12 protein-coding genes are annotated in these 15,672 nt (G+C 40.6%); 10 read left to right on the top strand and 2 right to left on the bottom strand.

Annotated elements, in window-relative coordinates; translation table 11 throughout:
- Positions 1 to 4: 4 nt before the first annotated feature.
- On the top strand, positions 5 to 1,543 hold the full coding sequence (locus QYT14_RS16675) for a YifB family Mg chelatase-like AAA ATPase (RefSeq protein WP_288325588.1): 1,539 nt from the start codon (positions 5 to 7) through the stop codon (positions 1,541 to 1,543).
- A gap of 55 nt (positions 1,544 to 1,598) precedes the next feature.
- On the opposite strand, the gene QYT14_RS16670 is transcribed toward QYT14_RS16675, so the two are convergent.
- Both QYT14_RS16670 and QYT14_RS16665 read right to left on the bottom strand, forming a co-directional pair.
- Positions 1,599 to 2,081, bottom strand: a complete 483-nt coding sequence (locus tag QYT14_RS16670) for a radical SAM-associated putative lipoprotein (RefSeq protein ID WP_288325587.1) — start codon at positions 2,079 to 2,081, stop codon at positions 1,599 to 1,601.
- A 17-nt stretch (positions 2,082 to 2,098) separates the two neighbouring features.
- Positions 2,099 to 3,178: a TIGR04133 family radical SAM/SPASM protein gene (locus tag QYT14_RS16665; protein WP_288325586.1), complete on the bottom strand. Its 1,080-nt coding sequence runs from the start codon at positions 3,176 to 3,178 to the stop codon at positions 2,099 to 2,101.
- 263 nt (positions 3,179 to 3,441) lie between these two features.
- On the opposite strand from QYT14_RS16665, the gene QYT14_RS16660 reads away from it, so the two are divergent.
- The 9 genes from QYT14_RS16660 to QYT14_RS16620 form a co-directional block, all read left to right on the top strand.
- Positions 3,442 to 5,061 (top strand): tetratricopeptide repeat protein, encoded by a 1,620-nt coding sequence (locus tag QYT14_RS16660; protein WP_288325585.1) that lies wholly within the window; start codon positions 3,442 to 3,444, stop codon positions 5,059 to 5,061.
- Positions 5,062 to 5,206: 145 nt separating this feature from the next.
- A complete protein-coding gene (locus QYT14_RS16655; protein ID WP_288325584.1) occupies positions 5,207 to 5,554 on the top strand; it encodes a DUF3244 domain-containing protein in 348 nt (115 codons plus the stop codon).
- Between the two features lie 96 nt (positions 5,555 to 5,650).
- Positions 5,651 to 5,857, top strand: a complete 207-nt coding sequence (locus QYT14_RS16650) for a hypothetical protein (protein WP_288325583.1) — start codon at positions 5,651 to 5,653, stop codon at positions 5,855 to 5,857.
- 198 nt (positions 5,858 to 6,055) lie between these two features.
- Complete coding sequence (locus tag QYT14_RS16645; RefSeq protein WP_347280519.1) at positions 6,056 to 7,195, top strand: 6-bladed beta-propeller; 1,140 nt, start codon at positions 6,056 to 6,058, stop codon at positions 7,193 to 7,195.
- Positions 7,192 to 8,352 (top strand): TlpA disulfide reductase family protein, encoded by a 1,161-nt coding sequence (locus QYT14_RS16640; protein ID WP_289307590.1) that lies wholly within the window; start codon positions 7,192 to 7,194, stop codon positions 8,350 to 8,352. The genes QYT14_RS16645 and QYT14_RS16640 overlap by 4 nt, the downstream gene beginning before the upstream one ends.
- Positions 8,353 to 8,837: 485 nt before the next feature.
- Complete coding sequence (locus QYT14_RS16635) at positions 8,838 to 10,022, top strand: TlpA disulfide reductase family protein (protein WP_288325580.1); 1,185 nt, start codon at positions 8,838 to 8,840, stop codon at positions 10,020 to 10,022.
- 22 nt (positions 10,023 to 10,044) lie between these two features.
- Entirely contained in the window at positions 10,045 to 11,535 is a 1,491-nt protein-coding gene (locus QYT14_RS16630) for a vitamin K epoxide reductase family protein (protein ID WP_288325579.1), read from the top strand.
- A 40-nt stretch (positions 11,536 to 11,575) separates the two neighbouring features.
- Positions 11,576 to 13,033, top strand: coding sequence for a thioredoxin family protein (locus tag QYT14_RS16625; RefSeq protein ID WP_237040718.1), 1,458 nt, complete (start codon positions 11,576 to 11,578; stop codon positions 13,031 to 13,033).
- Between the two features lie 1,076 nt (positions 13,034 to 14,109).
- A partial coding sequence (locus QYT14_RS16620; protein ID WP_289307134.1) for an RNA-binding domain-containing protein occupies positions 14,110 to 15,672 on the top strand: 1,563 nt, incomplete at its 3' end.

The raw sequence follows: 15,672 nt of genomic DNA, 5'->3' as shown, positions 1-15,672 counted from the left end.
TAAAATGCTAGTAAAAGTCTATGGCGCGGCTGTACAAGGAATTGATGCAACCATTGTAACTATTGAAGTCAATAGTTCGCGCGGTATAAAGTTCTTCCTTGTCGGTCTGCCAGACTCAGCCGTAAAAGAAAGTCACGAACGTATCATCTCCGCTCTGCAGGTCAACGGATACAAATTTCCCACCAGCCAGATAGTCGTCAACATGGCTCCGGCCGATATACGGAAAGAAGGCTCTTCCTATGACCTGCCTTTGGCCATCGGGATATTGGCTGCCGCCCAAATCGTTTCCGAAGAAAAGTTATCGCGCTACCTTATTATAGGCGAGCTGAGCCTCGACGGAAGTCTGCAGCCCATCAAGGGGGCCTTGTCCATTGCCATCAGTGCCCGCGAACAAGGATTTGAAGGCTTCATCCTTCCCAAACAAAATGCCCGCGAAGCAGCCGTGGTAAACCACCTGAATGTATACGGAGTGGAAAATATAAAAGAAGTCATAGAGTTCTTTAATAACGAACGGATACTGGAACCCACCGCAGTCAACACACGCGAAGAATTTTATAAGAATCAAGAAAACTTTCCTTATGACTTTGCAGACGTAAAAGGACAGGAAAACGTGAAACGCGCACTCGAAGTAGCCGCCGCAGGCGGACACAACCTGATTATGATTGGTGCACCCGGAAGTGGAAAATCAATGATGGCGAAACGATTGCCGGGCATTCTCCCGCCCCTATCGCTGGGAGAGAGCCTGGAAACGACCAAAATACACTCCGTTGCCGGAAAGTTGGGAAAAGATTCATCCCTGATAGCCACACGCCCCTTCAGAAGCCCTCACCACACCATTTCGCAGATTGCAATGGTGGGCGGAGGAAGCAACCCGCAACCCGGAGAAATCAGTCTGGCACATCACGGTGTCCTCTTTTTGGACGAGCTGCCGGAGTTCAACCGCAGTGTGCTTGAAGTGCTCCGGCAACCATTAGAAGACCGTTACATCTCCATATCACGCGCCAAATACAGCCTCGACTATCCGGCAAGTTTTATGTTGGTAGCCTCCATGAACCCATGTCCGTGCGGATACTATAACCATCCGACCAAGGCATGCGTCTGCAACCCCGGACAAGTACAACGCTACCTGAACCGCATTTCAGGTCCCCTGCTCGACCGTATCGACATACAAATAGAAATCGTCCCCGTGCCTTTCGACAAGATATCGGAAACACAACCGGCGGAAAGCAGCGTCTCCATCCGCGAAAGAGTAATCAACGCAAGAAAGATACAAGAGAAAAGATTTGCCAACCATCCGGGAATATATTGCAATGCACAGATGGAAAGCCGACTGCTCCACCTATATGCCGAACCCGACGGACAGGGGCTCAATCTGCTGCGCAATGCCATGACACGCCTCAACCTTTCGGCACGTGCCTATGACCGCATCCTGAAAGTGGCAAGAACCATTGCCGACCTCGACAACAGCGAGCGGGTTACTTCCACCCATTTGGCGGAAGCCATCAGTTACAGAAATTTAGACAGGGAGGGCTGGGCAGGTTAATTACCGCCACAGCCCTTTCATAATAGAATGGATTAATTCAGTTTTATTTTTTAGATTATTTCTTCTTCGGCGAAAGTTTCACCTCAGCCTTCAGTTCATAAGCTCCCGAATACCAGCTTCCGCCTTCTTTTATTTGCGATATATCCATTTGATCCGTCTTCAGAGTAGCAGATTCAAATTCTCCCCCATTCTCCTCTCCATCCACATCATGGAAGAGCACTTCCTGACTGCCTATGCTGAAAGTATGCGCCTTGTCACTCTCGAACTCACCTTTTACATCCGTATACACAGTGTCATAATCCACCACATAGTCCTTCTCGCCCTTCACAAAATAAGCATTCAAATCCTTTACCACCACCTGTACACCTTTTATCGGCTTCCCGGTTGGGTCAAGAACTTTTCCTTTCACCTGATAATCAGCCGAGGGAGTCCCATATTCACATAACCCATTACCGGGGTCATCACTGTCACAAGCAGTAAAGCCCAACAATACCAATACGCCGGATAACAACTTACGCACTGCAATTTTCTTTTTCATGTTCATATTCTCTAGTTTTATAATGTTTGCAACCTTTTATAATGGCAAAACAGCAAGTCCCCATTCCCGTCACGCAAATGCATACCGTTTCCTTTGCAATAACGGAAAAACTTACAGTCGGCACACTCCCCTTTGCGCATCCACTCGCGGTCACGGTAAGGCCGGTATTTATTATTCCATACCTCCATAAAGTCGTCCTCATAAATATTGCCTTGATGATAATCGGCACGGATGCTGGGACAAGCAGAAATAGCACCGTCCACCAGAACAGACCCTACCGATACCCCCGCCTGGCAATGAAAGAAATAATCGCGCACATCTCCCTCATAGTTCCCGAGAAAACCTTCACAGCCATAAGCCGTCTTTATCCTTCCCTCCTTGCGCGTACGTTTGATAAACTCCATCACTCCGCGAAAATCCCCGTTCGACAATTGCAGTTCCGAATCTTTTGCCGCACGGCCGACAGGAAACACAGTGAAAAGCCGCCAGCGTTTCACTCCCAAACTCAGCAAAAACTCCTTCATCTCCTCCAGACGCATATAACTATGCTTGTTGACACAAGTCACCACATCAAACACAAACCCCGGCTCTTCCGCCATCATTTTTATCGCCTCCACCGCACGTTCAAAGCTCTGTGGATTCCCCCTCATCCAGTTATGATCTGCCGCAAATCCGTCAAGGCTGACCGTTGCCGTATGCAACCCCGATGCCAGTAAGCGGCGAAAACGTTCGCGCGTCATATAAAGTCCGTTAGTCACCATCCCCCATGGGAATCCTTTCTCATATATAGCCTTCCCACATTCCTCCAAATCCTCTCGCATCAACGGTTCGCCGCCTGTAATAATGACAAATACCTTATGCGAATCTGTAGATGCCGCCACGCTGTCAAGCACTTTCAGAAAGTCTTCTTTCGGCATGTCAGGGTGCCCGGCTATCTTCTTGCAATCACTTCCGCAATGCCGGCAATGCAGGTTACAGCGCAACGTACATTCCCAAAACAATTGTTTCAACGGATGTTCTTTCAGCAAATCATTATTCAACTTCCGGGCTATTTCCAGTCCGATACGATGTCTCAGAGTTAGTGATTCATTCTTCATTTTTCTTATCTTTCGGCAAACAGAAACATTTTCGTTTTACTTATAAAATGTCAATTTAACCCAAATACTGCATCAAAAGAAAAATATTTTACCCTTTGAATGAAATGCCCCTTATCTCCTTATACTTCAGCCCTTTCCTCCCTACTCCTCCCCCCCTCGAACGTTCAGCTTTCATCTTTCAGCTGCCGGGAGATAAATATCAGTGCTTGAGAGACAGACATATTCAACGAATAATAGTACCTTTGTCACTAATAAATACCCAAATGAGAAAAACAATACTCATATTACTATCCATACTCACCTTTTACGGATGCCGATATAATGTACCTCCATCCGTAAAAGAAGCCTTATCCACAGCTGAAGCCTGCATGGAAGAAAACCCGGACAGCGCTTTACATATACTTCAAAATATCAGTCACCCCGAAAACTTGCGCAACCAAGTCCGAGCGGATTATGCTTTGCTTTACACACAAGCCTGTGATAAAACCCATCTTCTTCCGCCGACAGATTCGTTGATACAAACAGCCGTAAACTATTACAAAAAAGAGAAAAACAGCATCAATGCCGCCAAAAGCTATTTTTACTTAGGACGAATAAAGCGGAACCTCAGACAAGATACACTCGCCGTCAGAATGTTACTAACAGCGTTAAAAAAAATGCCGGAAAACAACAAGAGCAAACTACTGATGCAAATCTATTTTGACTTAGGAACGATATACAAAAAACAGAATCTATATAATAAAGCCATGGATATGTATCGGGAATGCCATGCAGTGACCAAGGCTTTAGATGATTCTTCGCTCTTATTCTTTCCATATCGGGAATTGGCACAGACCCATTTATTAAAACATAAGAGCGACAGTGCCCTGTTTTATTACCAACAAGCATTGGCCATCAGCCAAAAGTCTCAAAACAATTATTGGGAGGCCAACATACTCAATGATATCAGCAAAGTCTATTTACACGAAGGAGATACACTGAAAGCCAACAACACCATAAACCTTGCCATAAGAAAAGACAGTTCAGCCACTAATCTCAGTTTGAAAGGGCAATTATTATATTATGGCAATAAGATGGATTCTGCCAGGTTCTATTTGAAGAAAAGCTGTCTGTCCGGTAACCTATACAGCAAGACTACCGGCTACTTCTATTTATATAAAGTAGAAAAGAAAGCCAATAATCATCCGGCAGCCTATGCATACAATGATTCTTTCAACATATATCGTGACTCCATCCTCCAGATGCAGCGACATCAAAAAGTTGAAGAACTAAACACACAATATGCTTTGGCCATACAACGGAAAGAGATAGAGGTCGAAAACAGGAATACATATTATGTCATTGCAATTTGCCTGATTGTACTTTTATCGGGTGCTTTTGGCATTTACCAATATTTAAAGAAAAAAAGAAAAGAAAAAGAACTCAAGCAAGAAAAGCTGAACTCATTGGACCAAACACAAACCATCAGCACATTTCTAAAAGAAAAAGTAGGCGAAGAAATCCGATTACCCGAAACAGCAACAAGGTTCAAACAGGATATTCTCCGGAATGGCATCCAATCATTCCAGACATCCCAGTGGGGAAAGAATCTGGAAACAGTTGAAAAAACAATTCTACCCGGCAACTATATAAAACTGTCAGAACAAGAATCACTTTATAAGGAACTGAAATTACACTTCAATGGCTTTATTACCTGCCTCAATCAAATATACCCGAACATGTCCAAAGAAGATATCTATTTCTGCATACTGTCTGCGCTGAAATACAAAAGCCGGACCATTGTGTACTGTATGAAAACTCCTGCAGGAGCCTTGCGAACCCGCAAAAGCAGATTAAAGAAAAATATGGCGGAAGAAACCTTCCGAATCATATTCGATAAATAAAAACGCCCCATTTCATCGAGAAAGCTATAATTACAACATATCAACTTGTAACGCTTTTCTCTTTTTATGTAACGGTTGCAGAGCACCAACCTATTGATTTTATTCGTATGTTTGCTACCAGGATAAACTTATAAATCAATACAATATGAAAAAGAGTCTACTATTCATTTTCTTCTGTTGTATGAGTTTTGTAGCCAAGGCACAAACCATTGAAGAAATCGAAATCTTAACAGCTAAAGATATAGTCCCGACATCCATCGTTGATGTTCCAACGGCTTACCAAAATGGAAGCATTGTCACTATCCGATTAGGAGAAACCGCAACATACTCAGCGGTTACTATTACTAATAAAGAGACAGGTGAACAAGTCTATTCCATGATATATGCCGGCACCGACCATATTCAATTGGATTTAAAAGAAGAGACGAAAGGAACATATACTCTATTGCTAAATATACAAGGAGTAAAATATACAGGAGAATTCACACTGTAACGAGTGTGTAATAAAGATATTGTTTGCAAACAAAAAGCCAAGCGATAAGGGCTGAGCATATCGCAAAACATTTAACCACACTAATACTTTTGTGTTATGAAGACACTTAAAGACCTTGAAAGTTTCCGCCTAGGAAAAGGACAGATGAATGCTGTGACCGGCGGTGGATGCGCTGTCTATTATGGTGATGGATATTATGATCGTTTTGATATTCCTTCTGGAATGACAGCTGCAGAAGCAGCCAAAATTCTTCATGAGACTTATGATGAAGCTTATCCTGAACTAATTGTAAATTGCAGATAGATTCAGAGAGTGTTAATATAATTTCTATTAACACTCTATTTGCAGAAAAGAAATTTTCAAGCTAGGAATCGATAGCCTTTACAACATCTTAAAAGAGCTACATCTTTACCTAAAATAAAGTTTAGATATAGCTCTTTACTTTAAGGTGAGTTATTACTTTCCAGTCTTGGTCTCTTCATTTTAACTTCTTCTTAATTTATGCATACTATGAGATTATTACTACTTTCTTGCATTGTTTGCATCACATTAAGTTGCCAACAGCAACTATCCACATCTGATGAAATATTTGTGTTGGATGAAAAAGAACTTGTGGAAAAGGACTTTCTGCTAAGTGACTTTATTGACTCTATGATAATTATTCCGCCTGATACTTCTTTTCTTTTTAAAGAAATAAAAGAAGAATACATAGCGTCCCAATATATAATCCTCAATACTTCTGAAGGCATTGCCACATATGATAGAGATGGCAAATTATTATATCGGATTGGGAATATAGGTGAAGGACTAAACGAATATTTTAAGAATCCGCGTATAGCAATAAATAAAGAAAAATCTCTTATATATGTATTATCTAACAAACGTCTAATAATTTACGATTTTACCGGAAAAGTGATTAGCAACCGGAATATTAATTCGATAATTGATATACCAATACAAATAATATACCAAGATGGCAATCTATTGCTGATAGGACGAGAATATCTTTCAAATGACTCCCAACCTATATACAAATGGGTACAAATGAATTTGGAGAACTATATGACAGAACATATTGAGCATGGAGATTACAAACTATCTCACTATGACAAAATAGAAGGAGTGATGAGCAAAGGCTATACTTTAAATAATCAGGCAAGATATTGGAGTGTATATAATGACACCATCTTCCGCATTATAAATAAAGGATATGAAATCAGATATTTATGGGCTAAAAGGAATGAAAGATATACTTATGAGGACACACGGATTCCTCCCAAAAGCAGAATGTGCTTTATCCCTTACCGAATCTGTGACACCGACAGATTTCTATTCGTCAATTGCTTCAACAATACGATTAGTGGAGAAAAAAGAACATTAGTATTTGACAAAATGAATAAAAAATTCTATAATTCACCCATCATCAAAGAAGACATATATGGAAGTAACATAGGAATCTGTTTCCGCAATTATCATATCATCAATGGCAGAGAATATGTAAGTGCCACCGTGCAAAGCGATGATTTGAAAAATAAGCTAAAGCAATCCAAAAACTCGGATGCTTTAACACTGCGTTCTAAAATAGACGAAGAAGGAGGAGAATTACTTATTTTAATGAGAATAAAAAAAACAGCATCATGAGACACACTTTATTTCTGATACTTATCTGGCTGCCGTTACTTATCTGCGCCACAGACAAGAATGTAAATATAACCATCAAACTATCAACTGAACTGTCCCAAACAGAGCAATGGATTTATGCAAACGGCTATATCGGAGGAAATGAATTTGCCATTCTAGACTCTGTAAAAGTGAACAAAGGAGACATGAAGACAAAACTGTCTTTTGACATCAGCCATGGGATGAGTATATATATCTTATGTTCAGAGAAAGGACCCGTCAATCTATTCTTTGATATAGAACCTAACACAAACTGTGAAATTGAAATTGATGAAAACATGGACGGAAGATATCCACACCCCATGAAAGGGAATGATATGTACAATGAATTTCTTGCATTTGATAATAAAATCCTATATATAGGAAAAAAGAGCGTAGACCAGTCCCTGCCCGAAGACAGCATACGATATTATAAAGCCAAACTAACAGAGGCCTATATAAAAGAGATGCACAAGACTCAATACCCGACATTGGTTTGGTCATATATTTTATGGTTGCCTGGATATGCCAAAGAACGAAGGGAAGAGGAACCTTTCAGGTCAGTGATTCAATATGCACAACAGAAGTTTCCCCATGACAGCCACATACAGGGATTTAGCAGAATAAAAAGCGAACCGCCAACCGCAAAAAGCAAAGCCGCATCTGAACGAATCAGAGCATTGGAGAAGAAAAGGTATTATGTAGAGCCTAAAGACACAACCATGGGAGCAAAGCTGCAACTCACATTCCCGCATATCTCAAAAAAGAAAATAAACACAGACTCCATTGCAGAAGAGTATGTGCTGGTAGACTTTTGGGCAAGCTGGTGTGTACCGTGCCGCAAGGAAACACCTTTCCTGAAAATGGCAAAAGAAAGATATAAGGACAAACTGGCTGTATATGCAGTGACAATAGATGCCGATACGCTCAAATGGGAAAAAGCCATAGAGGAGGACAGCACCCGACACTTCATCCATGTGAGAGGGGTGAATGACAGGAATGTACCCGACAAGCAGGTCAGGGCTTTAAAGATTAAATCCATCCCAAGGAATTTCTTGTTGGACAAAGAGAGACGCATCATTGCAAAAGATTTAAGGGGAGAAGAACTGCTGAATGCTTTGGAGCAACTGATAAACTAGAAGTAGCATGACCGATATGGACTACACAATGAACATACTGAATCGGTATTTGAAGGAACAGTTGAAAAAACAATTCTACCCGGCAACTATATAAAACCGCCTGAACAAAAGACAAGAGCCGGGCCATTGTGTACTGTATGAAAACTCCTGCAGGAGCCTTGCGAACCCGCAAAAGCAGATTAAAGAAAAATATGGCGGAAGAAACCTTCCGAATCATATTCGATAAATAAAAACGCCCCATTTCATCGAGAAAGCTATAATTACAACATATCAACTTGTAACGCTTTTCTCTTTTTATGTAACGGTTGCAGAGCACCAACCTATTGATTTTATTCGTATGTTTGCTACTAGGAAAAGCTTATACATCGTTGATGTTCCAACGGCTTACCAAAATGAAAGTATTGTCACTATCCGATTAGGAGAAACGGCAACATACTCAACTGTTACTATTACCAATACAGAAATAGGTGAATAATACCAAGACCATGAAAACATTAGCGGTAACCATTCTATTCATTCTAGTCTTAACCATTGGCAATGCCCAAACTCCAAAGACAGAAGTAATTATGCGCCTGTCCCCGGAAGTAACCCAAGAAGAACAATGGGTATACGCAACGGGATGGGCTGTGGTAGAAGCGGAAAAGCTAGATTATGTCATCCTAGATTCCACCCTGATAACCAAAGGAGCCAAGCAAGCCAAACTGTCTTTTTATGTAAAAGAAAGCCTTACTGTGAAAATCCTGTTCATGAAAAACGGACCTGTCAACTTATACTTTTCCTCCATTCCGGGAACAAAGTCGGAACTGACTATCGACGAAAACACCAAAGACGGATGGTACAAGTTGCCCATTGAGGGGAACGATATGCACAATGAGCAACGACTATTCCAACGTAAAAAAGAGGATATCAGAAAGAAAATAGCAGACCCTACGATTCATAAAGACAGTGTGGAATACTATAAAAAGTATTTGGACAAATTCTGCATTAACGAAATATATAAAACAAAGTATCCACGATTGGCTGAACTATACACCGTATGGCTACCGGAATATAGTAGAGAGAACGAGGACAAGGAACCTTTCCGAACTATACTGCATTACTTAAAAAATAAATTTCCCGATGCATACTGCATCAAAAGGTTATGTCGTACTGACTCAAGTTCTAACAATCAGCATTACAAGATAGGACAAAACCATTATTACACTCTTTTGAAACAAAGACTATATGTAGAGCCTAAAGACACAACCATGGGAGCAAAACTGCAACTAGCATTCCCGCATATCTCAAAAAAGAAAATAAACACCGACTCCATTGCAGAAGAATATGTGCTGGTAGACTTTTGGGCAAGCTGGTGTGTACCGTGCCGCAAGGAAACACCTTTCCTGAAAATGGCAAAAGAAAGATATAAGGACAAACTGGCTGTATATGCAGTGACAATAGATGCCGATACGCTCAAATGGGAAAAAGCCATAGAGGAGGACAGCACCCGACACTTCATCCATGTGAGAGGGGTGAATGACAGGAATGTACCCGACAAGCAGGTCAGGGCTTTAAAGATTAAATCCATCCCAAGGAATTTCTTGTTGGACAAAGAGAGACGCATCATTGCAAAAGATTTAAGAGGAGAAGAACTGCTGAATGCTTTAGAGCAACTGATAAACCAGAAATAGCATGGCCGATATAGACTACACAATGAACATACTGAATCGGTATTTGAAGGAATTGTCGATAAAAGTAAGCTATGGACGCATCAAGGAACTGCTTGACACCCCAATGGGATGCTCCATTAGGGGGATAAGTGATGCACTTGACAGCCTTCATATTACACACGAAGTATATCAACTGCCGGTCACTTATTTAAGCAAGATAGAAGCACCTTTCCTTGCATTGATGCACAACGGAAGATATTGCCTTGTAAAAAGCATACAAGAAGAAAAAACAATCTTACTTTCCGACAAGGGGAAAGAAGAAAACCTTCCGACAAAGCAGTTCATCGCTGCATGGAAAGGAGTCGTCCTGATAGTAGGCGAAACGCAGGCATCTTATCATGAACCATATTATCAATTAAAACAAATATTGTATCTTGCGAAGAAATATAAATACCTGTTGACCATCGGATTAGCAGGCACTATCTATCTGCTGACCAGCCCCCGACAAACAGGAGACCTACTTTTCAACACACTGACATGGATAGGGCTTGCCGTGTCCATCCTTATCATTTATAAAGAATCCTACAACAAAGATTTCTTGCAGCGTTTCTGCAAAATAGGCAATGTCGTGGACTGTAACGAGATATTGCACTCCAAAGCCGCCAGCATCAATGGAATCATCACATTGGGAGAAATGGCCTTATTATATTACTCTACATTATTCCTTTCTACGGCATTCCATATCCCCCTCTATTACAGCATCTGGACTTGGGCCACCTGCATTTCCATTGCATTCACCTTGTGGTCCGTCGGTTATCAGGTGATAATAGCTCGCAAACTGTGTATGTTCTGCCTCTCCATCGATATCATAATATGGTTACAGGCTCTTGTCCTATTCTCCACTGATATAGCTGCCTGGCATTTAAACATATCAGCCATCCTTGCTTTTATATTGATAGGCACACTTTGCTGCACCACATGGTATGCGCTGAAAGAACTGCTGGACTCGGTGCGGGAAGTGGCAAAATTGAAAGACAAAAGAGTACTTTTGCTGTCATATCCTACCCTTTTCAACACACTGCTGCAAATGGGGCATGCAGTTCCCAACGCAGAGAAGGACATAACAATTCAAAAAGAAGCGCAAGACGGCAAGCTCGTACAAATTATTATAAACCCACATTGCAAGCATTGTGCAAACGAGCATCAAGAATGGATGAAACTGGAAAATGCATCCATAAGGATTCTTTTCTCAATTGCTCCGCAAGATACCGTAGGCAAAGACATCGCACTGGCAATCATAACCTGCTATCTTGAACACGGATTCCAGAAGGCCATGCATCTACTGGATGAATGGTTTGAAAAGCAAAACAGTAAGTTTATAGCATCCTGCAAACCTATAAAACAGGCCGAACAGATGTTGGAAGCACAACAAGCTTATTGCCAACAGATTCACTTGGAACACACGCCTTTTATCACTGTCAATGGAAAGGAGATGCCTCAAGTGTACGGCATAGAAGATTTACAGTACGTGTAATAAAGATATTGTCGGCAAGCAAACAATAAATACAATTATTATGAAGCTTAAACTTTTCTCTCTCCTCGCTTTGTGTATGTCACTATTCACAAACTTGCATGCCCAACATGCAACCATCACATTTACCACAGACATAGACAACTCTGTCACCATCTACGAGCCCATTGACGGAATGCCCAACCACCGGATACCTACGACCACGATATTCCTGCATAAAGGAACAACAACCGACTATAAAGTGTCGCATATTGATTCCTTTGCTTTTATCCGTTGCAACTTCGCATTGGGAGGAAGAAGTAATCCCCTCCTGTTTCCAAATGATTCGCTAAGCATCCATATAGATAATACTTCGCAAATAACGTTTGGAGGGACGAATCAGGCCGGACTCCAATATATACATAATAATTTCTCCGGCATCCCACTGCTTGAAAAATATACCCTGCCGATAAATAGAAAGTTCCGGAAATATATAAGTCAAGAAAAAACATTGGAATCTGTTATTGCGGAAATCAACAATACCCTCATTGAGCCACACATCAAGAGTCTGGACAGTATTGCTTTGGCTACAAAAACAAGCGCCAATTATATCAATACGATAAAAAAGGAATTTACATTAACCCTGAATATGGATATCATAAATATATTAAATGTCCTATTGAAGAACGAAAAATATAAACCGGTGGAACAAAAGGACAGTATTGCCATAAGATACCATATCGACAGCATATTCAACAAAACGGCAGCAATCAATCTCGAACTAATCAAATTCTCTTTAGCCAGCCCTTACATACACACATATATTCGCTATCATGGCGACAAAAGGAAAATGGAGACGCATGACAAAGCAATTTTCGGCCCATACATCGATGATTTTTGTGCCCCCGAAAGTCTGCAACCTTACTTGCTGGGGAGCGCAGCTATCTGTCAAGTCGTATTCAATACCGGAGAAATGGACATCTATAAAGTAAAAGATTACTTAAACGAAAAACATCCTCAGTATGAACATACCAAACTGCTAAATAAGTTAATGAAAGACAAGGAAGAGACTACCAACACCGGCTATAACAAAATATTTATTCAGAACAAGATTGATACACTTACGCAATTAAAAGAGATACCCGAGCTAAAAGGCAAATACCTGTTTGTCGATTTATGGGCGAGCTGGTGTATGCCCTGTCGCGGGGAATTCAATTTTACGAAAGACTTACACAACATGCTCAAAGAGTACAAAAACATGGAGCAAGTATACATCTCCATTGATTCTCCCAAACAAGAAAATGCGTGGAAAGGATGCATTGACAACTATAAGTTAAGTGGTTATCATCTAATGGCTTCTGCCGAATTGCAGAAGAATATCAAAAAGCTTGTGTTTGCCGACAGCCCCATGGAAATTCCACGTTATTTTCTTCTCTCGCCGGAAGGAGAAATTTTACATGCTGATTTACCACGTCCCAGCCATAGTACTGAACTGAAAAATGCGTTGGAGAATACATTTTAAGTTCTTCGTCACTTTTGACCGGTTTATGTTCTAATGCCCCAGACACACCTTCCCAAAAAGACGAGGACATCTTCTAAAAAGAGCAAGAGCTTTCTCAAAAAGATAACGACCTTTTAAAAAAAGAAAAGGAGCTTTTTTAAAAAGACAACGAACTTTTTTAAGAACATCTTAATCTTTTTTGCCGCTAACGAAATTTCGTCAACCGCTATATTTAGTGGAAATACAAACCCTTTAAACATCCTTTTATGAGGTAAACACCAGATCGCTGGAGGTATGGATTTACACGTACGTACGTGTGAGGCGATACGTATATACGTGTAGCCCGATGCGTATATACGTGTAGGCTTATGCCACCGTATGTGTAGCCCGATGCGTACGTACAGTGTGAAGTGTACCCGTTGACCTGCGTACATACACAAAAAGACCTTGATGTTTTCAAAAAAGCTCGGGAGGTTTTTGGAAAAGCTCGGGAGTTTTTTTTAAAACAGCAGCACCTTTTCATGTAGGGGCAAATTGAATCACCCCTCCCCAATCCGGTCATTCCTTCTTTTCCCTTCATCCTTACATTTTAGTCAAAACGCACTGGCTGTCAAATGGTTAAAGATGACAGCACATCCCTTCATCCTCGTTTCAGCCGTGCTTCCCAAGTCCCTTCACAATCTGCCTTCAGAGTACACAAGTTTTACGAATGAAAGGAGGCTGAAAGGGTGGTGACGAGATGTCCATTCACTACCGGAGCCCCCATCAGCAGGGCGTTTCAACCACTAATGAAAGGAGAAAAGGAAAAACAGATTTCCACTTGTAGAGCGAAAAAATACAGTTGTTTTTGTGGATTCACTCATTGTATGATAAGACATTGTAGCCGGTTCGAATATTAGCTTGGTGTGACTGCCATATATCAACGGTGAAACCGGAAGGAATAAACAATAAAATCAAAACGATGAAAAGGAAAGTTACGGATATCCCGAAAGCCCCAGACATCCCAACCAAAAATACAGAAAGAAATAGCCTCATATTCCATTTACTTCACTAAAAATCATTACCTTTGCACAACATGAATAAGCTCTGATTTTGTTATGAACAATACGCATATCGAAAACTATATAGACTCTTTATTAACTGATAGAGAATCATCGGAAATCGAATTTAAAAGTGCAGCTGGTGGCTTTCCCGGTAGTTTTTGGGAGACTTACTCCTCTTTTGCCAACACAGAAGGCGGAACAATCGTACTCGGCATTAAAGAAAAAAACAATCAATTTTCATTGGATGACCTGACAACAGAGCAAATCGAGAAATACAAAAAGGACTTTTGGCGCAATGTAAACAATAAGCAAGTAGTAAATTGTAATCTACTAAAGAATAATGATATAATAGACGGAAGTTATAAAGGACACCCTATTTTGTTATTCTATATTCCTATGGCCGACAGAACCCAAAAACCTGTCTATTGTACTCCCAATCCATATAATGGGACCTATAAAAGAGATTTTGAAGGTGATTTCAAATGCACAGAAAAGGAAGTACAACGTATGTTTGCAGACGCAAATGATTCTATCCCTGCCGACAGTCGTATCTTGGAAAATTATACAATAGATGATATTGACGCTAACTCATTGGCTCAATATAGACGATTGTTTAATGTTTCCAAACCCGAGCATCCTTGGTTGGCTTTAGATGATCTTGAATTACTTAAAAAATTAGGAGGTTACAGAGTAGATAGAAAAACAGGGAAGCAAGGCTTCACCCTTGCCGGTTTACTCATGTTTGGAAAAACTGAAAGTATTACTGACCCAGAATGCGCTCCAAATTTCTTCCCGGACTATCGCGAAATTCCGCCACATACAGAAAAAGCAAGGTGGATTGACAGAATATGTCCTAACGGAGAATGGGAAGCTAATTTATTTCAGTTTTACAGACGTGTGTTACCAAAACTAACTTCCGTTCTGCCTAAACCATTTCAACTAGACAACGATACACGAATCGACGAAACACCTACCCACATAGCCATAAGAGAAGCGTTTGTAAACGCTTTAGTGCATTCTGATTTCTCAGTGGATGCTAATATTGTGATTGAGCATTATAGCAATCAATTCGTTTTTTCTAATCCAGGCACTCTTCTTATATCACGAAGGCAATATTTTACAGGTGGTGAAAGCGTATGCCGAAACAAGCACCTGCAACAAATGTTTATGATGCTAGGAAAAGCAGAAAAAGCCGGAAGCGGAGTGGACAAGATTTTAAAAGGATGGAAAGAAAAGAATTGGAAAGAGCCCATTCTTTGTACAAAAAATAGGCCGGATAAGGTTATATTGACCTTACAAATGGAATCTTTAATTCCTGAAGAGACCAAAGATGTATTAACCCAATTATATGGTGAAGCAATCCTAAACATTGGTTATGACCGATTAATGATTTTATCATTGGCCCATTCAGAAGGAGAAGTAAATAATGAACGACTACGCTTTGTCCTCAATCTGCACAAAGCAGATATTTCACTGATATTAAAAGAATTATGTGAAAGGCATTTCCTTTCTTCTACAGGCAACGGCAGAGGAACAAAGTATCACCTATATGCTTCAAACATAAGTAATGTTGCAAGTAATGTTGCAAGTAATGTTGCAAGTAATGTTGCAAGTAAT

This window comes from uncultured Phocaeicola sp., assembly GCF_948499155.1.
GTDB lineage: Bacteria > Bacteroidota > Bacteroidia > Bacteroidales > Bacteroidaceae > Phocaeicola > Phocaeicola faecalis.
Note: the sequence above shows the minus strand (reverse complement) of the source record. Positions and strands in the feature narration are given on the sequence as shown.